The following is a 24,037-nucleotide window of genomic DNA, read 5'->3' as shown; positions in this document are numbered from 1 at the left end:
AGAATGTTCACCGATGAGGCCGCTCTCGAAGAGCGGCTCGCCACCCCCTCCCCCGCGCTCGTCGCCGACCTCGGCCGCCTCGAAGGCGATCTGCTGGTGCTCGGCGCCGGCGGCAAGATGGGCCCCAGCCTGTGCCGGCTGGCCCGCCGGACGCTGGACGCCGCGGGCCGTACGGATGTGACCGTGTACGCGGTCTCCCGCTGGTCGGACAAGTCCGCAGCCGACGAGCTGGAGGCCGCCGGGGTCTCCACCGTCGCCTTCGACCTGATGGACCCGGCCGCCGACCCGGCCGAGCTGCCGGACGCCGGGAATGTCGTCTTCATGGTCGGCGCCAAGTTCGGCTCCGCCGGGGCGCCTTCGCACGCCTGGGCGGTGAACGCCGCGATGCCGGACCGGGTGGCGCGCCGCTGGTCGGGATCGCGGATCGCCGCGTTCTCCACCGGCAATGTGTATCCGCTGGTGCCGGTCTCCTCGGGCGGCTGCACCGAGTCCGACCCGGTCGGCCCGGTCGGCGAGTACGCCATGTCGTGCCTCGGCCGTGAGCGGATCTTCGGCCATGCGGCGCTGACCCGTGGCACCAGGGTCGCCAACATCCGCCTCAACTACGCGGTCGATCTGCGCTACGGCGTCCTCGCCGACATCGCGTACCGCGTACAGGCGGGTGAGCCCGTCGATGTGACGACCGGTCACGCCAATGTGGTGTGGCAGGGGTACGCCAATGAGGTCGCCCTGCGTGCCCTGCTGCACGCCACCGACGGCGAGGCGTTCACCCTCAACCTCACGGGTCCGGAGACCGCTTCGGTGCGCCGCATCGCCCAGTGGTTCGGCGAGGAGTTCGACCGGGAGCCGGTCTTCGCGGGCGAGGAGGCGCCCACCGCGCTGCTCTCCGACGCGAGCCGCTGCCATGCTCTCTTCGGGTACCCGGATGTCGCTCTGCGCACCCTCGTCGAGTGGCAGGCCGACTGGCTGCGCCGCGGGCTGCCGCTGTCCGGCAAGCCCACCAAGTTCCAGGTCCGTGACGGAAGGTTCTGATCCACTCCATGTCCACTCCCTCCCTCCTGTCCACCCCGGCCCTGGACGCACTCGCCCGCGGCGCCGTGATCCCCGCTCATCCGCTCGCCCTGCACGCCGACGGCTCCTTCGACGAGCGCCGACAGCGTGCGCTGACCCGCTACTACCTCGCCTCGGGCGCGGGCGGGGTCGCCGTCGCCGTACACACCACCCAGTTCGAGATCCGCGAGCCGGAGGTCGGTCTGTTCCGGCCGGTTCTGGAGCTCGCCGCCGAGACGATCGACGCCGAGGCCGGCCGGCCGTTCATCAAGGTCGCCGGTGCCTGCGGATACACGGCGCAGGCCGTCGCCGAGGCCGAGGCCGCCGCCGAGCTCGGCTATGACGCGGTGCTGCTCAGCCCGGCCGTGCCCGGTGCGGACGAGAAGGGTCTGCTGGAGCGGGCGCGGGCGGTCGGCGAGGTGCTGCCGGTGATCGGCTTCTATCTCCAGGAGGCCGTCGGCGGACGGTACCTGTCGCCGGGCTTCTGGTCCGCGTTCACCGATCTGCCGAACACGGTCGCGGTGAAGATCGCCCCGTTCGACCGGTACCGCACCGCCGATGTCGTACGGGCGGTGGCCGCTGCGGACCGCGCCGACGAGGTGGCGCTGTACACGGGCAACGACGACGACATCATCGGTGATCTGCTCACCCCGTACGAGACGGCGGGCGGCACACCGCGCTGGTTCGCGGGTGGCCTCCTCGGCCAGTGGGCCGTGTGGACGAGCTCCGCCGTGACGCTCCTGGACGACATCCGTAAGGCGCGCGGCGGGGACCATGAGGCGATGGTGCGCTGCCTGGCGCGTCGCTCCGAGCTGACCGATGCCAACAGCGCGGTCTTCGATGTGCGCGGTGCTTTCCGCGGCTGCATCGCCGGGGTGCACGAGGTGCTGCACCGCCAGGGCCTGTTGGCCAACATCAGGTGCCTGGACCCGGCCGAGACGCTCTCCCCCGGGCAGACGGAGGAGATCAGCCGGGTGGCCGCGGCCTACCCTTGGCTGACCGATGACGCCTTCGTTGCGGAGCACCTCGATGCCTGGCTCTCCTGATCCTGCCGACCTCCCGCGGGTGGTCGTCGCCGTTCCGCCGGGCCTGCGGGCCCAGTTCTTCACCGCCGAGGTGTGGCGGGAGCTGGAGCGCGCGGCGGAGCTGACGGTCCTGGACGACCACTCCGACCGGGCGGCGGTGGCCGCGGCGCTGCCCGGCGCCCGCGCGCTGATCACCTCATGGCGGGCGCCCAAGGTGGACGCCGGACTCCTCGCATCGGCCGACCGGTTGGAGCTGGTGGCGCACACCGGTTCGGCGGTCGCGCCCTATGTCACCGAGGAGGTGTTCCGGCGGGGCATTCTGGTCACCCAGGCGGGCGACGAGATGGCCCGCCCGGTCGCCGAGGTGGCTCTCGCGTTCACGCTTTCGCTGCTCCACCGCATCCAGCGCTTCGACCACGCCCTGCGCGGCGGGCAGGAGTGGGCGGCGGCGAGCGAGGCCCCGCCCCGCCACGAGATCCGTGGCAGCGACATCGGCGTGATCGGCGCCTCCCGCACCGGACGTGCCTACATCGCCCTGGTGCGGGCGATGGGGGCGCGGGTCAGCGTCACCGACCCGTACCTCTCCGATGCGGACGCCGAGGCGCTCGGCGTCAAGTCCGTACCGCTTCGGACTCTGCTGTCGCGCAGCAGGATCGTGGCCGTGCACGCGCCGGTCACCGAGGAGACCCACAGGATGATCGGCGCCGAACAGCTGGCGCTGATGCCGGACGGGGCGGGCCTGGTGAACACCGCCAGGTCGTGGCTGGTCGACGAGGACGCGCTCCTCGCCGAGCTGACATCGGGCCGGCTGGACGCGGCGATCGATGTCTTCGACGCCGAGCCGCTGCCCGCCGGCCACCCCTTCCGCTCGCTGCCGAATGTGCTGCTCACCCCGCACCAGGCAGCGGGCAGCGTCGAGTGCCGGCAGCGGCTCGGAATGAGCGCCGTCAACGAGGTGCTGCGACTGCTCGCCGGACGCCCCCCGGTCCACGCGGTCACCGCCGACGCCCTCACCCGTCTGCACTAGCACTGCGCGGCGGATCAGGACCGGAGGGAGGCCCTGATCCCTACCCAACCCCCATACTTGTCAGGAGAGTTCACCCGTCATGCGACTGATGCGCATCGGCGAGCCGGGCCACGAGCGCCCGGTCCTCGTCTGCCCCGAGGGCCGTCACTACGACCTGTCCGGCATCACCGACGACATCGACGGCGCGTTCCTCGCCGCGCTCGCAGACAATCCGCATCTGGTGCCCGCCGAGCCGGTGCTCCCGGAGATCGACATCACCGGTCAGCGGATCGGTGCGCCCGTGGCCCGGCCCTCCGCGCTGCTCTGCATCGGCCAGAACTACGCGGCGCACGCGGCGGAGTCGGGTGCCGAGCCGCCCGAGCAGCCGATCCTCTTCTACAAGTCGCCGAACACCGTCGTCGGCCCGTACGACGACGTGCTGATCCCGCGCGGTTCGAAGAAGACCGACTGGGAGGTGGAGCTGGCCGTCGTCATCGGCCGTCGCGCCTCCTACCTGGACTCTCCCGCCGACGCCGCCGCACACATCGCGGGCTACGCCGTCAGCAACGACGTCTCCGAGCGCGCCTTCCAGCTGGAGCAGTCGGGCGGCCAGTGGTCCAAGGGCAAGAGCTGCGCCACGTTCAACCCGCTGGGGCCGGTGCTGGTGACGGCCGACGAGGTCGGTGACCCGCAGCAGCTGCGGCTGCGCAGCTATGTCAACGGGGAGCCGAGGCAGGACTCCAGCACCGCGGACATGATCTTCAGCGTGGCGCATCTGGTGCACCATCTGTCGCAGTATCTGGTGCTGGAGCCCGGCGACATCATCAACACCGGTACTCCGCAGGGTGTGGCGCTGTCCGGCCGCTTCCCCTACCTGGGCCCGGACGACGTGATGGAGGTCGAGATCTCGGGCCTCGGCCGGCAGCGCAGCGTCTGCCGGCCCGCGTAACGAGGCCGCAAGGCGTCTCAGTCCTCCGGGAGTTCGACCGGGGCGATGTCGTCGAAGACGTCGCCGGGGCCGGGGTTCGTCGCATCGGTCGCGCCGCCGAACCGGGTCATCACACCCCACACGGCGTTGAGCGCGGTCTGTACGGCGCCCTCAGCCCATCCGGCCGTCCAGGAGATGTCGTCGCCCGCGAGGAACAGACCCCGGCGGTCGGCGGGCAGCCGGTCCTGCATGAAGTGGGTGAACAGCCGCCGCTGGTAGCGGTAGTGGCCCGGCAGATTGGCCTTGAACGCCCCCATGAACCACGGCTCGTTCTCCCAGGAGACGGTCACCGGGTTGCCGATGATGTGCTTCCTGATGTCGACGTCCGGATAGATCTCGCCGAGCGACTTGAGCATGACGTCCATACGCTCGTTCGGGGAGAGCGGCAGCCACTTCAGACTGTCGTCGCACCAGGTGTACGAGAGACAGATGACGGCGGGCCGGTCGGGGCCGTCGTCCAGCAGGTACGTCCCCCGGGTCATCCGGTCGGTGAGCGTCATCGACATGGTGTCCCGCCCCGTCGGCACCCCCCTGTCGTCGACGGCCTTGTCCAGCCAGAACGGCCGGTCGACGGGCACGAAGAGCTTGGACGACTCCATGTAGTGGGTGCGCTCCATCGCCGTCCAGTGGTCGATCGGGAAGAGCGCGTCGTCGCAGTCGATCTTCGAGAGCAGCAGCCAGGACTGCCCGGTGAAGATCGCGGCGGGGTAGGTGCGTATGTCACCGGTGACGTCGGTGACGGTGATCCGGTTTCCAGCGGTGCGGTTCAGCCTGGTCACGGCGGGGCGCGGCTCGCCATTGTGCAGCGAGGACAGTGACGTGCCGAGCGGCCAGTGGACGATCTTCTGCGGTTCGCGGTCCCAGAGCCGCAGCGGGAGCTGCTGGCTGCCGCCGACGATGCCCCGGTGGTGGTCGTCCGCCTCGGTGTAGACGACGCGCAGGATCTCCAGGATGGAGTTGGGGAAGTCGGTGTCCCAGCCGCCGGTACCGAAGCCGACCTGGCCGAAGATCTCACGGTGCCGGAACGACTTGAAGGCGTCCGAGTCGCAGAGGAATCCGTAGAAGGTCTGGTTGTCGAGCTTCTGAACGAGCTTCGCCCAGATCTCCCGGATGCGGGGCACATCGCGTTCGCGCATCGCGCGATTCATGTCGGAGAAGTCCGCGCCCTCGTCCAGACACCGGTTCCAGGCGTCCATCACGTCGCGGTAGACCTGCGGCAGATCGGCGATGGTCCGCGCGTAGTGCGACTCGCCCTTGAGGTCGACAACGGTCGACGGGGTGGCCGGGGAGAGCGGGTTGGGGAACGGCTTCGTCTCCAGGCCGACCAGATCGATGTAGTGCTGGAGAGCGGTGGAGGACGGCGGGAAGCGCATCGCGCCCATCTCCGCGGTGAGTTCCGGATCGCAGCCGTCGAATCCGACAGTGCGCAGCCGGCCGCCGATCTCGTCCGCTTCGTAGACGACGGGCTTGAGCCCCATCTTCATCAGCTCGTACGCGGCCACGATGCCGGAGAGCCCGCCACCGATGACGGCGACCTCGGTGCCGTGCTCGGTCGCCGGTATCTGCCCGATCCCCGCGGGGTGCGCCAGGAAGTCGTCGTACGCATAGGGGAAGTCCGGCCCGAACATGGTGATCGGCTCAGCCGCGTCGGTGTGCTGGACGGCGTTGGGCACCGTGGACGTCATGGGGTACGGACTCCTTGCACGGAAAAGGTGGAACGAGGGGTGGCGGGCTCAGACGAGGGAGCCGTACAGACCGGGGCGGCGGTCGTTCAGATACGGGTTGGCGGCGCGCGACGCGCTCAGGAACTCGGGGTCGACCTCACCGATGACCAGTTCCTCGCCGCGTCCGGCGCGGGTGCGGACGGTGCCGTCGGGACCGGCCAGGCAGCTCAGCCCGACGAACTCGAACTCGCCTTCCGGGCCAGTCCTGTTGACGTACGCCACGTACATCTGGCTCTCGAATGCGCGGACCGGTACGACGGACTCGGCGACGAACTGGAAGGGGTGCATCTGCGCGGTGGGCACCAGCAGCAGATCGGTGCCCGCGAGTGCGTGCGAGCGGACGTTCTCCGGGAACTCGACGTCGTAGCAGATCATGATCCCGATGCGTACGCCGTCCAGCTCGGCCTGGACGACGGACTGCTCGCCCGGGGTGAACCACTCCTGCTCGAAGCAGCCGAACAAATGGGTCTTGCGGTAGTTCGCGAGCGCCGACCCGTCCGGCCCGATGAGCTGCGCGGCGTTGAAGATCTGCTCGCCCGCGCGCTCCGGGTAGCCGTAGAGGACCGCGAGCCCGTGCCGTGCGGCGATCTCGGCGACGGCCCGGGCACAAGGCCCGTCCGCCGGCTCGGCCAGCCGGGGCACGTCGGCCCCGATCGCGTACCCGGTCAGGAACAGCTCGGGACAGACGAGAAGCCGAACCCCGGCGTCCGCCGCCCGCCGTGCGGCTGCGTCGAGCACCTTGATGTTCTCGTCCACATGCCCGGGTCGTCCGGAGCTCTGGAGCAGGGCGGTACGCAACGGCGGCATGGCTGACCTCGGGCGGTGCGAGCGGGGCGGGGACGTATAGACGGTACGGTCCGCCACTCGGACCGGACAAGGCGCGACCGTTGCGCGTACACCGTCGATCCATTGCGCGCCGACGGCCTGGGGCGGCGATTCATTGCGCTCGACGTCTTTGCAGGTCAAGCAGGTGACACAGGTCTCAGTTGGACGCCTCGTCGAAGATCCGCAGCCCGGGCATCACCGGCCGCCCGGTAGCCGTCCGGCCCGTCCGGCGATTGAGGACAGGTCGGCCGCCGGACGAGCCCGGCGCCCTACTCCGGCGACCCTGACGAGTACCGCCGCAGCAACGGCGACAGCACGAGCACGGACTTCGTCCGCTCCACATACGGCTCGCCCGCAATCCGCTCGAGCACCTGCTCGAAGTGGCGCATGTCCGCGGCGAAGACCTGCACAATCGCGTCGGCCTCCCCCGTCACCGTGGAGGCCGACGCGATCTCCGGATACCGCGCAAGCCCCTGCTTGATCGCCTCCGGCGACGTATTGCGGCTGCAGTAGATCTCGATGAACCCCTCGGTCTCCCACCCCAGCGCCGCCGGGTCCACCCGCACCGTGAAGCCGGTGATCGCGCCCTCGGCGCGCAGCCGGTCCACGCGGCGTTTCACGGCGGGGGCGGACAGGCCGATGAGCGCGCCGATGTCCGCGTAGGAGCGCCGGGCGTCTTCGGCGAGGGCGTGGACGATGCGTTCGTCGAGGTCGTTCAGGCGCACTTCGGGCGGTTCACTTCTCTGCGATGGCCGGCGTCGGGGGCGGCAGGGTGCCGCCCCCGAAGTAGACCATGGCCCCGCCCCGCCGGGCGCGCTCACCGCATCCGGTGACCGGTCAGAACGGGAACTGCGAACGGCCGTGCTGCACCGAGATCCACTTCTGGGTGGTGAAGGCCTCGATCATCGACTCGCCGTTCAGCCGGCCGAGGCCGGAGCTCTTCTCGCCGCCGAACGGGACGATGGGCTCGTCGTGGACCGTGCCGTCGTTGATGTGGATCATGCCGGTGTGGATCCGCTGCCCGATCCGTACGCCGCGCTCGATGTTGCCGGTGTGCACCGCGCCGCTCAGACCGTACGGGGTGTCGTTGGCGATCCGAACCGCCTCGTCCTCACCGTCGAACGGTACGAGGAGCGCGACCGGCCCGAAGATCTCCTGGGACAGGACGGGGGAATCCGCGGCCAGACCGGTCAGCACGGACGGGCTCACCAGATTACCGTCGGCGCTGCCGTGCAGCAGGGCCGTCGCGCCGGCCTCGACGGTCTGGTCGACGAGCGATGAAATGGCCTCGGCCTGCGAGGAGTTGATCAGCGGGCCGATCTGGGTCTCCGGGTCGGCCGGGTCCCCCACCCGCAGCGAAGCGACCTTGGCGACGAACTTCTCGGTGAATTCCTTCTCCACCGAGCGGTCGACCAGGATCCGGTTCGCGGCCATGCAGACCTGACCCTGGTGCACGTACCGGCTGAAGACAGCCGCGTCCACGGCGTAGTCCAGATCGGCGTCATCAAGGACGATGAGCGCACTGTTGCCGCCGAGTTCGAGCACGGCGCGCTTGAGGTTCGCCGCGCAGACCGTGGCGACGTGCCGTCCCACCTTGTCCGAACCGGTGAAGGAGATGACCTGCGGAATGGGGTGCTCCAGCAGTGCGTCACCGATCTCCGCGATGTCGGTGATCACGACGTTCAGGAGCCCGGCCGGCAGCCCCGCCTCCTCGAACACCTTCGCCACCAGCGTGCCGCCGCAGACCGGGGTGTTCTGGTGCGGCTTGAGCACCACGGCATTGCCGAGCGCCAGGGCGGGGGCGACCGACTTCAGCGACAGCAGGAACGGGAAGTTGAAGGGGCTGATGACACCCACGACACCGACGGGCACCCGGTAGACGCGGTTCTCCTTGCCCTCGGTCGGCGAGGGCAGTATCTGCCCGGAGGGCCGCAGCGCGAGCTGGATCGACTCCCGCAGGAACTCCTTGGCGAGATGCAGCTCGAAGGCCGCCTTCAGCCGGGTACCGCCCAGTTCCGCGACGATCGCGTCGCTGATCTCCGGCTCGCGCTCCTCGACGACGCGCAGCGCCCGCTCCAGCACCAGCCGGCGGGCGTACGGATTGGTGTCGCCCCACGCCCGCTGGGCGGCCTCGGCGGACCGGTACGCCTGGTCCACCTCGTCAGCTGTGGCGACCGTGATCGAGGCGAGCTTCTCCCCGTTGTACGGATTGAAGTCGATGATGTCCCAGGACCCCTTGCCCGGCCTCCACTCTCCGTCGATGTACTGATGGGCCAGGTCGGTGAAGAAGGACATGAGATCCCTTACCGCAGAGAGGCGGGCAGCTGATTGCGCTTCATATTACTTACATCTCAATGGGGTTGGAGCGGTTCACCATGGTATCCGTGGGCCGGAATCGGACATCCCCGAGCCATGCGAGGACGCCCGGAAGCACCGTTGCCCCTCACAGCACGAACGGCCGTGAGGGGCAACGGTGTTGCGGTACTTCGGAATCAACTCCAGCTGGCGTGCAGCGGCTTGCCCTCGGCGTAACCGGCGGCACTCTGCACCCCGACGACCGCCTTCTCGGCGAACTCCTCCAGGGAGGCCGCGCCGGCATAGGTGCAGGAGGAGCGGACGCCCGCGATGATCGAGTCGATCAGGTCCTCGACGCCGGGCCGGGCCGGGTCGAGGAACATCCGCGAGGTGGAGATGCCCTCCTCGAAGAGCGCCTTGCGGGCCCGGTCGTACGCCGACTCGTCCGACGTACGGTTCTTCACGGCGCGCGCGGACGCCATGCCGAAGGATTCCTTGTAGAAGCGGCCGTCGGCGGACTGCTGGAGGTCGCCCGGCGACTCGTACGTACCGGCGAACCATGAGCCGATCATCACGTTGGACGCGCCCGCGGCGAGCGCCATGGCGACATCGCGCGGGTGACGGACGCCGCCGTCCGCCCAGACGTGCTTGCCGTATTTCTTCGCCTCGGCGGCACACTCCAGGACGGCGGAGAACTGCGGCCGGCCCACACCGGTCATCATCCGGGTGGTGCACATGGCGCCGGGGCCGACACCGACCTTGATGATGTCCGCGCCGGCCTCGATGAGGTCGCGCACACCCTCGGCGGCGACGATGTTGCCCGCGACGATCGGCACCTGCGGGTCGAGCGCCCGGACGGCCCTGACCGCGCTGATCATGGACTCCTGGTGGCCGTGGGCAGTATCCACGACAAGCGTGTCGACGCCCGCGTCGAGGAGCTGCTTGGCCTTGCCGGCCACATCGCCGTTGATCCCGACGGCGGCGGCGATCCGCAGCTTGCCGGCCGCGTCGGTGGCGGGGGTGTACAGAGTGGCGCGCAGTGCGGCCTTACGGGTGAGGATGCCGACGAGCCGGCCGTCCGCGTCGACCGCGGGGGCGAGCTTGCGGTGGGCGCCGTCGAGCTTGTTGAACGCGTCGCGCGGGTCGATGTCCGCGTCGAGCAGCACCAGATCCCTGGACATGACCTCGGAGAGCTGGGTGAAGCGGTCGACACCGGTGAGGTCGTGGTCGGTGACGACACCGAGGGGCCGCTGCTCCTCGTCGACGACGACACCCGCGCCGTGCGCGCGTTTCGGCAGCAGGGACAGTGCGTCGGCGACCGTCTGGCCCGGGGCCAGCACGATCGGCGTGTCGAGCACGAGGTGGCGCGTTTTCACCCAGGAGACGACATCGGTGACGACGTCGATCGGGATGTCCTGAGGGATGACGACGAGCCCGCCGCGGCGGGCGATCGTTTCAGCCATCCGGCGGCCCGCGATGGCCGTCATGTTCGCGACGACGAGCGGGATGGTGGTACCGCTGCCGTCCGGCGAGGAGAGGTCGACACCCTGGCGGGAACCGACCGCCGAACGGCCCGGAACCATGAAGACATCGTCGTACGTGAGGTCGTACGGGACCGAGGGGGAGTCTGTGTAGCGACCAGTGCCGGGCTCAAGAAAACGCATAACGCTCATTTTTTCATACGAAACGGAGCAGGTCGCTTCCAGGAAGACACAGCAAACGGCCCCCGCGTTCGTACGTTCCCCCAAAGGAACGGAGCGGGAGTCCGGGCAAGTAGAACCTGCCTGTCCTGCGGACCCTACCCGTACGGCATCCGAATCATTCGCGATCATCTTCCCTGGACCCGATGACAAGGGGTCGGGTAGCTTCAAACCCGCAGGTCCCGTGGGTCGCGACTACGCCCCGGAGGAACTGGCGGACGGTCACAACTTCCGTCACACGTACGACCGGAGAGGATCACGACCCACCCGTGGAGAGCGAACTGCCGGACATCTACTGCCCGTTCCCCCAGCGGACGAATCCGCACGTCGGGCACACCCGGGTCCACCTCGACAGCTGGATCCGCAACACCGGTCTGGTACACCGGGATTCAGCCAGGGAGCGCTTCGAGCAAGCGGACTTCGGAGCGTTCGTCGGCATGGTGTATCCGACTGCCGACGGCAAGAATCTCGACCTCGTCGCCGACTGGTTCGTATGGCTGTTTCTCGTCGACGACCAGCTCGACGACGGTCACCTGGGCCGCAGCCCCGAGCGGGTGCGGGACGTGGTCGCGGTGATGCGGTCCGTGATCGAGGGCACCGGTACCGGCACCCTGCCGGACGAGGACCTTCCCGCCGCCGTGGTCGCCCTGGTCGATCTGTGGGAGCGGACGACGCCGACCGCGGCCGCGCACTGGCGCACCCGGTTCGGCTGGCACCTCACCACGTATCTCACGACGGCCACCACCTGGGAGGCCGGGAACCGGGCCGCAGGGGTGGTGCCGTCCGAGGCGACGTACATCGCCAAGCGTCGCCACACCGGCGCGATACATGTCTGCATGGACCTGATAGAGATCGTGGCCGGGATCGAGGCTCCCGAGTCGATCCACAACGACTCCCGGTTCATCGCCGCACTGGAAGCGTCGTGCAATGTCGTGTGCTGGGCCAACGACGTGTACTCCTACGAGAAGGAGCAGGTGCTCGGCGAGATCCACAATCTCGTCCATCTGGTCCGGCACCACCGTGGTTACGGCAAGCAGCAGGCGCTCGAACACGTCTGCGCGGAGATCGCCACGGAGACGGAGCGGTTCCTCACCGCCGAGGCCGAGCTGCTGGCCGCGTACCCCCAGCTGTCCTGGATGCTCGCACCGTACCTGGACGGGATGCGGAGCTGGATGCGCGGCAACCTGGACTGGTCACGGCAGACCCCCCGCTACAACCCGGCCGATGTGAGCCAGTACGAGGAGCCGGAAGAGTACCTGGAGGCAACGGTCCTGGGCGTGGCCCGGAACTGAACCACCGGACTCGTCGGTCAAGGCCCACTCAATCGCCGGGCGGCAGAATCAACCCCGTCCGGCGGTTGAGGACACAGCGGCCACCGGGCGGCGACGGCAACGGTCACCGCGACCACCGCTGCCCGCCCCCGGCACCCGCTCAGGCCCCGTCCGGATCCGCCCGTTCCAGCGCCGGCCGCCGCGGCGCCGGCGACTCGGTCAGCAGATAGTCGGCCGCCGCCGTGTCCGTCACCAGGCTGGTGACGAGCCCGGACCGCAGCACCGCCCCGATCGCCGCAGCCTTCCGCTGGCCGCCCGCGATCGCCACCACCTCGGGGATCCGGCGCAGCCGGTCGGCCTCGACCGTGATGCACCGCTCCCCCAGGTCCCGGCCGACCCGCCGCCCCTCCGTGTCGAAGAGGTGCGCGGACATCTCGGCGGCGACGCCGAGCGACGCGTAGTGCGCCCGCTCCTCGTCCGTGAGCATGTCGTGGACGGTGGAGATGCCCGGCTCCCAGGAGCCGATGGACACCGCGGCGACCGTCACCTTGTCGAAGTACTCGAAGGCGCGGGCGATACCGGTCTGGTGGCGCAGCGCGGCGGCCGTGGCCGGGTCGGGCAGCAGCATCGGCGCGTAGATCGGGTGGGCCTCACCGCCGGCCACCTGGGCGGCCCGCCGGACCGCCTCGACCGAGCCGCGCTCGGCCGTCCCCGCGTCGTACACCCCGGTGAGCTGCACGACCGTGCACGGCGGCAGCCGGTCGAGCGCCGCCGCCATGTGGATGGTGGACCGGCCCCAGGCCAGGCCGAGCACATCGCCCTCGTTCACCAGTTCTCCGAGGAGATCCGCCGCGACCTCACCCAGGTTCTCCGGGTCCGGTGCGTCGTCCTGCTCCTCCGCCGGAGATTCGACGACGACCGCGTGACGCAGACCGTAGCGGGCCCTGAGCGCGTCGGAGCGCTCGGCGTCCAGCTCCGCGGGGACGCGGATCTCGATCCGTACGAGGTCGCGCTCAAGAGCCGTCTCCAGGACCCGGGCCACCTTGAAGCGGCTGACGCCGAACTCCTCGGCGATCTGGATCTTCGACTTTCCTTCGAGGTAGAAGCGGCGGGCCATGGCCGCCGCCTGCACCAGCTCCGCGGGCCCCATCCGCAGGGCGGACCGTCCCGCCGACATTGCAGACACCGCGATCTCCTCACTGCTGTTCACACTCTCGATACGCCGTTCATCCTGTCAGATCCGGCGATCCTTGATCGGTCCCGTCGGACCGCGTTCATCTGCCCTTGGCCGGGCCGACCTGCAATCGGGGGCAGGAGCGGGTTCCGGCGCCGGTTGCGGCCTCAGTGGCGGCACGCCCAGGCCGCCGAGGCGGTGGCCGCTTCCGCCTTGGCGCGCAGGGCGCGCACCGCTTCGGCCGGGTCCTCGGTCCCGTACACCGCCGAACCCGCGACGAAGACATCCGCACCGGCCTCGGCGCACCGCTCGATGGTGGACTCCGAGACGCCGCCGTCGATCTGGAGCCACAGCTCGAGGCCGTGCTTGGAGATCAGCTCACGGGTGCGGCGGATCTTCGGCAGCATGATGTCCAGGAAAGCCTGGCCGCCGAAGCCCGGCTCCACCGTCATGATCAGCAGCATGTCGAGTTCGGGGAGCAGGTCCTCGTACGGCTCGATGGGCGTCGCGGGCTTGAGCGCCATGGAGGCACGGGCGCCCTTGGCCCGGATCTCCCGCGCCAGCCGTACGGGGGCTGCCGCGGCCTCCACATGGAAGGTGACGGAACCGGCGCCCGCCTCGATGTACTGCGGCGCCCAGCGGTCCGGGTCCTCGATCATCAGATGGCAGTCCAGCGGAGTGTCCGTGGCCCGGCTCAGCGATTCCACGATCGGCACGCCGAGGGTCAGATTGGGCACAAAGTGGTTGTCCATCACATCGACATGGAGCCAGTCGGCACCTTCGACTGCCTTCGCCTCCTCGGCGAGACGGGCGAAGTCGGCGGACAGGATGCTGGGGTTGATCTGAGCCATGTGCCAAGCCTGCCATGTTCCGCGCCACTTCCCCGCCCTGGTGCGGGCCAAAGCCTCACGGGATCATTACAGTTCGCGGAATGCAGGCCTCCCGGCCGTGCGATACGGGCGTTTCAGCCCGCGTCGGGCCCTTCGGGGGCGGTACGGGGCCCTGAGGCGGTGGGCTACTGCCGGCAAGTGACGGAGAGCCCTCTGCCGACGGGCCGGCACCGAATCCGACGGGCGGCCGGTACCCGTGCCCGGTCGCACCTGCCGTCGGACCCTGGCCGCCCTGCCGGCCTGCGCGGCCCCGGCCTGCCTCAGGCGGTCCGGCGCAGCAGTGCCAGGTACATCGCGTCGGTGCCGTGCAGATGCGGCCACAGCTGGACGTCGGGACCGTCGCCCAGCGCGGGCACTCCCGGCATCAGCGGGCGGGCATCGACCCACTCCGCATCGACCGGAGGGCCGCCACGCCCCTTGAGCACGTCCTCGACGACGACCCGGGTCTCCGCGAGATGCGGTGAGCAGGTCGCGTAACCGACGATGCCGCCGACCCGCACCGCCTTCAATGCCTCACGCAGCAGACCGCGTTGCAGCGGTGCGAAGCTCTCCAGGTCCTCCGGGCGACGCCGCCAGCGCGCCTCCGGGCGGCGGCGCAGCGCGCCGAGGCCCGAGCACGGGACGTCCATCAGGATCCGGTCGAAGGTGCCGGGCTGCCACGGCGGGCGGGTTCCGTCGGCGGTGATCACCTGGTAGGGGCCGGGGTTGCCGGCCAGCGCGCGCTCCACGAGGCGGGCCCGGTGCGGCTGCTTCTCGGCGGCGAGCAGGGCGGCACCGCGTCCGGCGGCGAGTGCGCCGAGCAGGGCGGCCTTGCCGCCCGGCCCCGCACAGCCGTCGAGCCACCGGGTGTCGCTGCCCTCCAGCGGTGCGTTGGCGAGGGCGGCGGCCACCAGCTGGCTGCCCTCGTCCTGGACCCCGGCCCGGCCCTCCTGCACGGCGGTCAGCGCGCCGGGCTCGCCGCCCTCCGCCATCCGTACGGCATAGGGCGACCAGCGGCCGGGCAGGCCGTTCTCGTCACCGAGGGCGGTGAGCAGTTCGTCGGTGGTGGAGCGGCCGGGGCGGGCGACCAGGGTGACCTCGGGCCGTTCGTTGTCCGCTTCGAGGAGGTCCTCGATCCCGGCACGGCCGCCGCCCAGTGCGTCCCAGAGCGCGGACACGACCCAACGCGGATGCGAGTGCACGACCGCGAGGTGGTCCTCGGCGTCCTCGTCGTACGACGGGGCGACGCGCGCCACCCAGCCGTCGAGGTCGTCCGCGGAGACCTTCCGAAGCACGGCGTTGACGAACTTGGCCCGCCCTTCGCCGAGCACCACACGGGCCAGCTCCACGCTGGCGGAGACCGCCGCATGGGTGGGGATACGGGTGCCGAGCAGCTGGTGCACGCCCATGTTGAGCACGTCGAGGACCGGCGGGTCGACTTCGCGCAGCGGCCGGTCGATGCAGGCCGCGACGATCGCGTCGTACGTCCCCTGGCGGCGCAGCGTCCCGTAGACCAGTTCGGTCGCCAGCGCCGCGTCCCTGTTGTCGAAGTCTCCCTTGGCGCGGGCCTTCTTCAGCAGCGGAGGAAGGACGAGGTTGGCGTACGCATCGCGTTCGTCGACGGCCCTGAGCGCTTCGAAGGCGAGGAACCGGACGGGGTCCTTCTTGGGGCGGCGATGCGGCTTGGCGGGACGGCGACGCTGCTGGTCGTTCACGTGAAAGGTGCTCCGCTGATGGTGAGAGGGCGAACCCTCCCAGCGTACGTCGCCGCCCCGGCCCATGATTCCGCTAGATCCCCATCAGCTCGCCGTGGACGATGCGCACCCCGCGGGCCCAGTCCGCGGCCCGCATCGGCTTCTTGCCCTGCGGCTGGACCCAGAGCAGCTCGACGGCGTGCGAGCCGGTGCCCACGTACACATTGTTCTTGGCCGCCGACAGCTCGGCGGGCGCCAGATCGGCACGGTCCAGCACGGGCACCGCCTGGATCACCTTCAGCCGCTCCCCGCGGAACAGCGTCCACGCCCCGGGAGCGGGAGTGCATCCGCGCACCACCCGGTCGACCCGCAGGGCAGGGGCGGACCACTGCACCTGGGCGTCCTCGACGGTGATCTTCGGCGCCAGGGTGACGCCCTCGGCGGGCTGGGGTACGGCGTGCAGCGTGCCGTCCTCGATGCCGTCCATGGTCGCGACGAGCAGCCCCGCACCCGCGAACGCCAGCCGGGTGAGCAGGTCACCGCTGGTGTCGGTGGGCCGTACCTCTTCGGTGAGGACGCCGTACACCGGGCCGGAGTCGAGCCCCTCCTCGATCAGGAAGGTCGACGCACCGGTCACCTCGTCCCCGGCCATGATCGCGTGCTGTACGGGGGCCGCGCCGCGCCAGGCGGGCAGCAGCGAGAAGTGGAGGTTGACCCAGCCGCGGGCGGGCACGTCGAGCGTGGTCCTGGGCAGCAGCGCTCCGTAGGCGACGACCGGACAGCAATCCGGGCCGATCTCCCGCAGCCGCGCCAGGAAGTCCTCGTCGCGCGGCCGGGCGGGCTTGAGCACCTCGATCCCGGCCTCCTCTGCGCGCTCGGCGACGGGGCTGGCGACCAGGCGACGGCCTCGCCCGGCGGGGGCGTCGGGCCGGGTGACGACGGCGGCCACCTCGTGCCGGTCGGAGGCGATCAGGGCGTCCAGGGCGGGTACGGCTACCTCGGGGGTGCCTGCGAAGACGAGCTTCATGGGTGGCTGACTGCCTCTCGGGCCGAAACGTACGGTGACGAGCAACGCACAAGTCTATGGGCCGGGCGGCCAGGGGGCGTACGCATGACTGCGCGCCCCTTGGATATGCACACGCGCCCCTGCACCGTGACCAGATCCCCGGCTGACGCGTTGGTCAAGAGAGATTGACCGAAGCGAGCCGCCATGGTGCGGCCCGATCCCTTTTTCCATGCCGGTTCGAGAGGCTTCTTCATGGCCGACCACGCAACCCACGACGCCCAAGCGCGGGCCAGCCTGCATCTGTTGGTGCGGGACATCGAGCGGGTCCGGCGGCAGGTGGACGCGCTGCGCACGCTCACCGCCCAACTGGGCAACGTCTACCGTCCGCGCCGCTCCGGCCCGTCCACGGGCTTCGTCGTCTACGGCAGGGCCCCGGCCCCCACCGTCAGGCTGGCCCAGGAGCTGCGGGACAGTGTCGAGACCCTGGTCACCGCGGCAGTGGACTTCGACCGCTCGCTGGGCTTCTCCTGGGACGCGGTGGGCTCCGCGCTCGGGGTCACCAAGCAGGCGGTGCACCGCCGCTACGGCGCCCGCCGCAACGCCCGGCAGCCGGGAACGGCCGAGGCCGTCGCGGAGACCGCGGTGCCGCGCCCCCTGCCCATTGCGCCCGGCTCCGCCGGTGCGCCCGCGCTGCCCGCCGTACCCGCCGCACGCTCCATGCCCCCGCAGCCGTCGGCGGACCGCCCGTCCCTGCGCGAGGACGTGCGCCCGGGCATCTTCCCCGGCCCACGCAACGGCTGACCACGCCACCCCACTGCCCCCGCCGCGCCCGATGCACGGCGGGGCAGCCGCATTTCCTCTCGTCCGGCCTCACCCACCGAGCCGTCACCCGATGTCCGGCGGATCCACCCTGATCCGGACCTGCGCACCGCCTCCCCTGGACATCCGCGCCGCCTGTGCCGCCTTCAGCGCGGCCGCAAGCGCCGCCCCGCTCCCCGGCGGCACCCTGAGCAGCGCCCGCTCCCAGGACTCCCCCGGCGGTGCGTCCCAGGGCCTGCGGGGCCTGCCCGGCTCGGCGCCCGGCACCGGGACCGGGCCGAGCACCTCGGCCTCCGGCGGCAGTTCGGCGGCCGTGAAAAACGCGGCGAGCGCCTCCGGCGAGCCGGTCACCGAGGCCATCCGGGACACCGGGGGGAAGCCGAGCTCGGCCCGCTCCGCCAGCTCACGGCGGGCGTGTCCGACCGGGTCCCAGCGGACCAGGGCCTGCACGGGCCGCAGCGTCGGCTCGGCGACGATCACCACCGTGCCACCCTCCGGCTGCCCCCTCACCAGCGAGGCCGCGGCCGTCCAGCGGCGCAGCGCCTCCTCGCCGGCCCGCAGGTCGGGGCGCCCGACCATCGCCCAGCCGTCCAGCAACAGCGCCGCCGCATAGCCGCCCTCGGCGACGGGTTCGGCGCCGGGGGTGCAGACGACCAGTGCCGGCGCGTCCGGCACCGAGTCCAGGATGTGGTCGCGGCCCGACGTCCGTACCGGTACCGCGGGAAACGCCCGGCCGAGCTCCTCGGCGGTGCGGCGGGCGCCGACGATCTGGGCCCGCAGCCGACTGGAGCCGCAGGCGACGCAGTGCCAGGCACTCTCGGCCCGCCCGCACCAAGCGCAGTCGAGATCGCGCTGGTCAGGTGCCTGAAGCGGTCCCGCACAGTGCCGGCACCGGGCGGGTTCACGGCAGCGCTCGCAAGCCAGCCGGGGTGCGTATCCGCGGCGCGGCACCTGGACCAGGACGGGACCGCTGCGCAGCCCGTCCCGTACTGTCTGCCAGGCCAGGCTGGGCAGCCGGGCCGCCCTCGCGGCCCCGTCCCGCGCCAGCTCCCCGTCGCCGACCGTACGCACCAGGGGCGCCGCGATGCGCAGCTGCTCCCGGTCCGCGCGCAGCGGCAGCGCCCAGCCGCTCTCCACCAGCTGGGCGGCCTCCACGGTGCAGTTCGTACCACCGAGCAGGAATGCGCACCGGCCGTGCGCGGCCCGCAGTTCGAGCACCTCGCGGACGTGCGGGAAGGGGGCATTGTCGTCGCTGTGGCTGGAGTCCCCGTCGTCCCAGACGGCGACCAGGCCCAGATCGGTGACGGGTGCGAACATCGCGGCCCTCGTCCCGACGACCGCCCGCACCGAGCCGCGCCGAACGGCGAGCCACTCCCGGTACCGCTTCTCCGGTCCGGAGTCGGCGGTCAGCAGCGCGTGGCGGCCCTCGCCGAGCAGCTCGGTGAGCGCGGCATCCACCCGCCCCGCGGTCCGGCCGTCCGGCACGACGACGAGCGCGCCGCGCCCGGAGGCGAGCGTCGCGGCCATGGCCCTGGCGATCTCCTGGGGCCAGTGCGGTCCGGGCAGGGCGGTCCATACGGCCCGGGGCGCACCGCCCTCGGCCAGCGCCCGCAGGAACGCGGGCCCCTGGGCGTACCGCTCCCAGCTCCCCGCCGATGGCGCGGGCGGCGGTGGCAGGGGCTCGGGCGAGGGCTTGGACTCGGCCCGTCCGTTCCGGGGCGGCACGGCGAGCTGCAGCACATCGGCGAGGCTGCCCGCGTAACGGTCGGCGACGGCCCGCGAGAGGGCCAGCAGCTCCGGTCCCAGCACCGGTTCGGGCGATACGACATAGGCGAGCGCGGCCAGGGCTCCCGTGTAGTCCGATTCGGCGAGCCGCTCGATGAGGAACCCGTCGATCAGGCCGCCCCCTTCGCGCCGCCCGCCGCGGACATTGCGCCCTCCGGCCCCGAATCGCACCCGCACCCGCACTCCGGGCTGTGCGTCGGCGTCGAGCTCGTCGGGCACGGCGTAGTCGAAGTACTGGTCGAGATGGAGCACGCCCTTGTTGACCAGCACCCGGGCGACGGGCAGCTCCTTGGCGAGCGCGGCGCCGCGCCAGGTCCGCGGCTTGGCCCGCGGCACGTTGGCCTTCCGTACCGTCTCCCGAATGAGCGCAAGCTGCTCCGGGACCCCGCCCGCGGGGTCCTCGGATCGCTCGTTGTCGCTGCTCACAGCCAAATTCCTACCAGATACCACTGACATCGGCCCCGGCGAGAGCAAACCGGCGGCCGCACGCACCGGGGCCCGGACACCGCGTGCGGCGTCCGGGCCCCGGTGTACAGACTGGGAGCGGCAGGCTTACAGCCCGGCCGCCGTGCGCAGCGCGTCCACGCGGTCCGTGCGCTCCCAGGTGAAGTCGGGAAGCTCACGGCCGAAGTGGCCGTACGCCGCGGTCTGGGCGTAGATCGGGCGGAGCAGGTCGAGGTCGCGGATGATCGCGGCCGGGCGGAGGTCGAAGACCTCGCCGATGGCGTGCTCGATCTTCTCGGTCTCGACCGCGGCGGTGCCGAACGTCTCGACGAACAGACCGACGGGCTCGGCCTTGCCGATCGCGTATGCGACCTGCACCTCGCAACGGGCGGCAAGGCCCGCGGCGACGACGTTCTTGGCGACCCAGCGCATGGCGTACGCGGCCGAGCGGTCGACCTTCGACGGGTCCTTGCCCGAGAAGGCGCCACCGCCGTGGCGGGCCATGCCACCGTAGGTGTCGATGATGATCTTGCGACCGGTCAGGCCGGCGTCACCCATCGGGCCGCCGATCTCGAAGCGCCCGGTCGGGTTGACCAGCAGCCGGTAGCCGTCGGTGTCCAGCTTGATGCCGTCCTCGATCAGCTGCGCGAGCACGTGCTCGACGACGAACTCGCGGATGTCGGGCGCGAGCAGCGAGTCGAGGTCGATGTCGCTGGCGTGCTGCGAGGAGACGACGACCGTGTCGAGACGGACGGCCTTGTCGCCGTCGTACTCGATGGTGACCTGGGTCTTGCCGTCCGGGCGCAGGTACGGGATGGTCCCGTTCTTGCGGACCTCGGAGAGCCGGCGCGAGAGCCGGTGCGCGAGGTAGATCGGGAGCGGCATGAGTTCGGGCGTCTCGTCGCAGGCGTACCCGAACATCAGGCCCTGGTCGCCGGCGCCCTGCTTGTCGAGGTCGTCCCCTTCTTCACCTGCGGCGGAACCTTCGACCCGCTTCTCGTACGCGGTGTCGACGCCCTGCGCGATGTCGGGCGACTGCGCGCCGATGGACACCGAGACGCCACAGGAGGCGCCGTCGAAGCCCTTCTTGGAGGAGTCGTAGCCGATCTCGAGAATCTTGTTCCGCACGAGGGTCGGAATGTCGGCGTAGGCCTTGGTCGTGACCTCACCCGCAACATGCACCAGACCGGTGGTGATCAAGGTCTCGACGGCGACGCGGGACCGGGGGTCCTCACGGAGCAGCGCGTCGAGAATGGTGTCGCTGATCTGGTCAGCGATCTTGTCGGGGTGACCCTCGGTGACAGACTCCGAGGTGAAGAGACGGCGGGACACATCGCTCCCTGGGGTTGCAGCGGCTGCTGGCTGATCATTTGGCGGACGGCCGGGAGCTGCGCCCGGCACGGTCCGGGGGTCAGTTTATCGGTCGCTGCCGCTCGGCGGACAACGTGTCTCGCCCTTTGGGAGTTCTGTGACCCGCGGCACGGTCCGTCTCTGTACGAAAATCGCCTTCCGAAAAAGCCATTTGCGCCCATATTTCGGGGGTTTTGGCTTGCGCGATGGTGTGAAACGAGAATTTCATCCGAGTCGCGACGACACGAGATCCCAGACCGTGTCCGCGAGCGCCTCCTTGGGACCGAACGGCACCGGGGTCTCGCCGCCGTCGGCTGCGAGGACCACCGCTTCGTTCTCCTCGGAGCCGAATGTCCTGCGCTCCCCCACCTCATTGACGACGAGGAGATCGCAGCCCTTGCGGCGGAGCTTCTCGCGGCCGTTGGCGAGCACATCGTCGGTCTCGGCAGCGAAACCGACGACGATCAGGTCCGGCCGGGCGCGTTCACCGGCGACCTCGGCGAGGATGTCGGGATTGCGGACGAGCTTGATGGGCGCGGGCTCCTGACCGTCCTTCTTCTTGATCTTCCCAGTCGCGTACTCGGCGGGACGGAAGTCGGCGACCGCCGCCGCCATCACGACCACATCGGCGTCCGCGGCGGCCTTCAGCACGGCCTCGCGCAGCTGTATGGCGGTCCCTGCGTGCAGGACGTCGGCGCCGGCCGGGTCCGGCAGACCGGTGTTGGCCTCGATGAGCGTGACCCGGGCGCCGCGGGCGACCGCGGTGCGGGCCAGCGCGAAACCCTGCTTGCCAGAGGAACGGTTGCCGAGGTAGCGCACCGGGTCGAGCGGCTCTCGCGTACCGCCTGCGCTGATCACGACGTGACGGCCGGCCAGGTCGGCTTCGACGGGCCCGCGGGCCAGCACCCGGCGGCAGACCTCGAAGATCTCCCCGGGGTCGGGCAGCCGACCCTTGCCGGTGTCGACGCCGGTCAGCCGGCCGACGGCGGGCTCGATGACGACGGCGCCGCGGCGGCGCAGCGTGGCGACGTTCTCCTGGGTGGCGGGGTGCTCCCACATCTCGGTGTGCATGGCGGGCGCGAAGACGACAGGACAGCGGGCGGTCAGGAGCGTATTGGTGAGCAGGTCGTCGGCGAGACCGTGGGCGGCCTTGGCGAGCATGTCGGCCGTGGCCGGGGCGACGACGACCAGGTCGGCTCCCTGCCCGATCCTGACGTGCGGCACCTCGTGGACGTCGTTCCAGACCTCCGTCGACACCGGGTGGCCCGAGAGCGCCGACCAGGTGGCCGCCCCCACGAAGTGCAGCGCCGACTCGGTCGGGACGACCCTCACGTCATGACCGGACTCGGTCAGCCGGCGCAGCAGCTCGCACGCCTTGTACGCGGCGATGCCCCCGCTGACCCCAAGAACGACCTTCGGCTTGTCCACTGCGTCTCCCCGCACTCGGATACGAACACCCCCATGCTGCCTCACCGCACCCGGTCCGATGCTGTCGCCCCGGACACACCACAGGCCCGGCAGCCGTGGCCGCCGGGCCTGTGGTGAAGGTGCAATACCTGCTTACTGCGCGGGGCCCTCGATGGCCTCGGAGGTGAGCAGGCCCGCGTTGATCTCGCGGAGCGCGATCGAGAGCGGCTTCTCGTGCACGTGGGTGTCGACGAGCGGACCGACGTACTCCAGGAGACCCTCGCCGAGCTGCGAGTAGTACGCGTTGATCTGGCGCGCGCGCTTGGCGGCGTAGATCACGAGGCTGTACTTCGAGTCGGTGGCCTCAAGGAGCTCATCAATCGGCGGGTTGATGATGCCCTCGGGCGTGGTGATGGAAGAGGACACTCTCTGCCTTCCGAAGGGGGTAAAGGTCAAAGAAATCTTTGACAGTGCGGAGTTCCGTACTGCCGCGCGTGTCGGCTGCGTCAGTCGCTGCCGGGACGGTGGCCGGAAACCTCCAGCATCAAGGCTAGCAGCTCACGTGCCACGTCCTCGACGGAGGTGTTGACCAGCGTCGTATCGAACTCGGACTCGGCAGCCAGTTCGATCCTGGCGGCGGCGAGCCGGCGCTCGATCACCTCGGCGGATTCGGTCCCGCGGCCGGTAAGCCGACGCACCAGCTCCTCCCAGCTCGGCGGGGCCAGGAAGACGAGCCGGGCGTCCGACATCGACTGCCGGACCAGCCGGGCGCCCTGGAGATCGATCTCCAGCAGCACCGGCTCGCCCGCCTCCAGGCGGTCGAGCACGGCACGGCGCGGCGTGCCGTACCGGTTGCCGGCGAACTCGGCCCACTCCAGCAGCTCGCCATTGGCGATCAGCTTGTCGAACTCGTCGTTGTCCACGAAAAAGTAGTGGACACCGTTGCGCTCGCCGGGGCGCGGCTTGCGGGTTGTCGCCGACACCGAGAGCCATACCTCGGGGTGGGCCTTGCGCATATGGGCGACGACCGTGCTCTTGCCGACGCCCGAGGGGCCGGAGAGCACGGTCAGCCGCGGACGTACGTCCGGGGGTACGGGGGACGTCCCCCGGGATGTTGCAGCCATGAAGCGATTATCCAGGTTCTCAGGGGTGCCTGAGAACGTCAGGCGGCGCTGCCGCCGAACTCTCGCTCCAGGGATGCGATCTGGTTGGAGCCGAGACCCCGGACCCGGCGGCTCTCGGAGATGCCGAGCCGCTCCATGATCTGCTTGGCGCGGACCTTGCCCACGCCCGGCAGGGACTCCAGGAGGGCAGAGACCTTCATCTTGCCGATGACGTCGTTCTCCTGGCCCTGCTTGATGACCTCGTGGAGGGAGGCGCCGGAGTGCTTGAGTCGATTCTTGACCTCGGCCCGCTCCCGGCGAGCCGCGGCGGCCTTTTCGAGCGCGGCTGCGCGCTGTTCAGGGGTAAGGGGCGGAAGAGCCACGCCTACGTCACCTCGGATGTCGATCTGTCGGATACGGACCGGTGAGGAAGCTGGACGCTCCACACCAGGTGAGCGACGGACAACTTGCGTACGTCGGCTCTCGACGGAGACTAGCGGCC

At 70.6% G+C, this 24,037-nt stretch carries 21 protein-coding genes; 6 read left to right on the top strand and 15 right to left on the bottom strand.

All coding sequences use genetic code 11. From position 1 onward, the window contains the following. Positions 1 to 3: 3 nt before the first annotated feature. From OG609_RS33855 to OG609_RS33840, 4 genes are all read left to right on the top strand, one after another. Entirely contained in the window at positions 4 to 1,032 is a 1,029-nt protein-coding gene (locus tag OG609_RS33855) for an NAD-dependent epimerase/dehydratase family protein (RefSeq protein WP_327276310.1), read from the top strand. 8 nt (positions 1,033 to 1,040) lie between these two features. Beyond that, positions 1,041 to 2,096, top strand: a complete 1,056-nt coding sequence (locus tag OG609_RS33850) for a dihydrodipicolinate synthase family protein (RefSeq protein ID WP_327276309.1) — start codon at positions 1,041 to 1,043, stop codon at positions 2,094 to 2,096. Beyond that, the gene (locus OG609_RS33845) at positions 2,080 to 3,102 is read left to right on the top strand and encodes a hydroxyacid dehydrogenase (RefSeq protein ID WP_327276308.1); all 1,023 of its coding nucleotides are present in this window, start codon (positions 2,080 to 2,082) and stop codon (positions 3,100 to 3,102) included. The genes OG609_RS33850 and OG609_RS33845 overlap by 17 nt, the downstream gene beginning before the upstream one ends. A 79-nt stretch (positions 3,103 to 3,181) precedes the next feature. After that, positions 3,182 to 4,030 carry a fumarylacetoacetate hydrolase family protein gene (locus tag OG609_RS33840; protein ID WP_327276307.1) on the top strand — a complete coding sequence of 283 codons (849 nt, stop codon included), beginning with the start codon at positions 3,182 to 3,184 and terminating at the stop codon, positions 4,028 to 4,030. A gap of 17 nt (positions 4,031 to 4,047) precedes the next feature. Here the strand turns inward: OG609_RS33840 and OG609_RS33835 are convergent, their stop codons facing one another. From OG609_RS33835 to OG609_RS33815, 5 genes are all read right to left on the bottom strand, one after another. Beyond that, on the bottom strand, positions 4,048 to 5,754 hold the full coding sequence (locus OG609_RS33835; protein ID WP_189276001.1) for a flavin monoamine oxidase family protein: 1,707 nt from the start codon (positions 5,752 to 5,754) through the stop codon (positions 4,048 to 4,050). 48 nt (positions 5,755 to 5,802) lie between these two features. Continuing rightward, positions 5,803 to 6,600: a carbon-nitrogen hydrolase family protein gene (locus OG609_RS33830; RefSeq protein ID WP_327276306.1), complete on the bottom strand. Its 798-nt coding sequence runs from the start codon at positions 6,598 to 6,600 to the stop codon at positions 5,803 to 5,805. A 287-nt stretch (positions 6,601 to 6,887) separates the two neighbouring features. Beyond that, positions 6,888 to 7,343, bottom strand: a complete 456-nt coding sequence (locus OG609_RS33825; protein ID WP_114243475.1) for an Lrp/AsnC family transcriptional regulator — start codon at positions 7,341 to 7,343, stop codon at positions 6,888 to 6,890. A 112-nt stretch (positions 7,344 to 7,455) separates the two neighbouring features. Then, a complete protein-coding gene (locus tag OG609_RS33820; protein WP_327276305.1) occupies positions 7,456 to 8,913 on the bottom strand; it encodes an aldehyde dehydrogenase family protein in 1,458 nt (485 codons plus the stop codon). Positions 8,914 to 9,110: 197 nt separating this feature from the next. Continuing rightward, entirely contained in the window at positions 9,111 to 10,577 is a 1,467-nt protein-coding gene (locus OG609_RS33815; protein ID WP_327276304.1) for a GuaB1 family IMP dehydrogenase-related protein, read from the bottom strand. Positions 10,578 to 10,882: 305 nt separating this feature from the next. Between OG609_RS33815 and OG609_RS33810 the strand changes: the two genes are divergently transcribed. Next, complete coding sequence (locus tag OG609_RS33810) at positions 10,883 to 11,905, top strand: terpene synthase family protein (RefSeq protein ID WP_327276303.1); 1,023 nt, start codon at positions 10,883 to 10,885, stop codon at positions 11,903 to 11,905. Positions 11,906 to 12,044: 139 nt separating this feature from the next. On the opposite strand, the gene OG609_RS33805 is transcribed toward OG609_RS33810, so the two are convergent. The 4 genes from OG609_RS33805 to fmt form a co-directional block, all read right to left on the bottom strand. Further along, positions 12,045 to 13,061, bottom strand: a complete 1,017-nt coding sequence (locus OG609_RS33805) for a sugar-binding transcriptional regulator (protein WP_093894494.1) — start codon at positions 13,059 to 13,061, stop codon at positions 12,045 to 12,047. A 164-nt stretch (positions 13,062 to 13,225) separates the two neighbouring features. Then, the gene (rpe, locus tag OG609_RS33800) at positions 13,226 to 13,909 is read right to left on the bottom strand and encodes a ribulose-phosphate 3-epimerase (RefSeq protein ID WP_327276302.1); all 684 of its coding nucleotides are present in this window, start codon (positions 13,907 to 13,909) and stop codon (positions 13,226 to 13,228) included. Between the two features lie 299 nt (positions 13,910 to 14,208). Continuing rightward, positions 14,209 to 15,642 (bottom strand): RsmB/NOP family class I SAM-dependent RNA methyltransferase, encoded by a 1,434-nt coding sequence (locus OG609_RS33795; protein WP_327276301.1) that lies wholly within the window; start codon positions 15,640 to 15,642, stop codon positions 14,209 to 14,211. 73 nt (positions 15,643 to 15,715) lie between these two features. Next, complete coding sequence (gene fmt, locus OG609_RS33790; RefSeq protein ID WP_327276300.1) at positions 15,716 to 16,648, bottom strand: methionyl-tRNA formyltransferase; 933 nt, start codon at positions 16,646 to 16,648, stop codon at positions 15,716 to 15,718. A 231-nt stretch (positions 16,649 to 16,879) separates the two neighbouring features. Between fmt and OG609_RS33785 the strand changes: the two genes are divergently transcribed. Further along, on the top strand, positions 16,880 to 17,428 hold the full coding sequence (locus OG609_RS33785) for a hypothetical protein (RefSeq protein WP_327276298.1): 549 nt from the start codon (positions 16,880 to 16,882) through the stop codon (positions 17,426 to 17,428). 84 nt (positions 17,429 to 17,512) lie between these two features. On the opposite strand, the gene OG609_RS33780 is transcribed toward OG609_RS33785, so the two are convergent. The 6 genes from OG609_RS33780 to OG609_RS33755 form a co-directional block, all read right to left on the bottom strand. Then, entirely contained in the window at positions 17,513 to 19,657 is a 2,145-nt protein-coding gene (locus OG609_RS33780) for a primosomal protein N' (RefSeq protein WP_327276297.1), read from the bottom strand. A 126-nt stretch (positions 19,658 to 19,783) separates the two neighbouring features. Further along, a complete protein-coding gene (gene metK, locus OG609_RS33775) occupies positions 19,784 to 21,007 on the bottom strand; it encodes a methionine adenosyltransferase (protein WP_114243484.1) in 1,224 nt (407 codons plus the stop codon). Between the two features lie 243 nt (positions 21,008 to 21,250). Beyond that, positions 21,251 to 22,453 (bottom strand): bifunctional phosphopantothenoylcysteine decarboxylase/phosphopantothenate--cysteine ligase CoaBC, encoded by a 1,203-nt coding sequence (gene coaBC / locus OG609_RS33770; RefSeq protein WP_327276296.1) that lies wholly within the window; start codon positions 22,451 to 22,453, stop codon positions 21,251 to 21,253. A gap of 132 nt (positions 22,454 to 22,585) precedes the next feature. Then, complete coding sequence (gene rpoZ, locus OG609_RS33765; protein ID WP_003970369.1) at positions 22,586 to 22,858, bottom strand: DNA-directed RNA polymerase subunit omega; 273 nt, start codon at positions 22,856 to 22,858, stop codon at positions 22,586 to 22,588. A gap of 80 nt (positions 22,859 to 22,938) precedes the next feature. After that, positions 22,939 to 23,556 (bottom strand): guanylate kinase, encoded by a 618-nt coding sequence (gene gmk, locus OG609_RS33760; protein ID WP_327276295.1) that lies wholly within the window; start codon positions 23,554 to 23,556, stop codon positions 22,939 to 22,941. A gap of 38 nt (positions 23,557 to 23,594) precedes the next feature. After that, positions 23,595 to 23,918, bottom strand: coding sequence for an integration host factor (locus tag OG609_RS33755; RefSeq protein WP_014157387.1), 324 nt, complete (start codon positions 23,916 to 23,918; stop codon positions 23,595 to 23,597). Positions 23,919 to 24,037: the final 119 nt, after the last annotated feature.

The organism is Streptomyces sp. NBC_01224 (genome assembly GCF_036002945.1).
Classification (GTDB): domain Bacteria; phylum Actinomycetota; class Actinomycetes; order Streptomycetales; family Streptomycetaceae; genus Streptomyces.
This window is presented reverse-complemented; position numbering and strand designations above follow the sequence as displayed.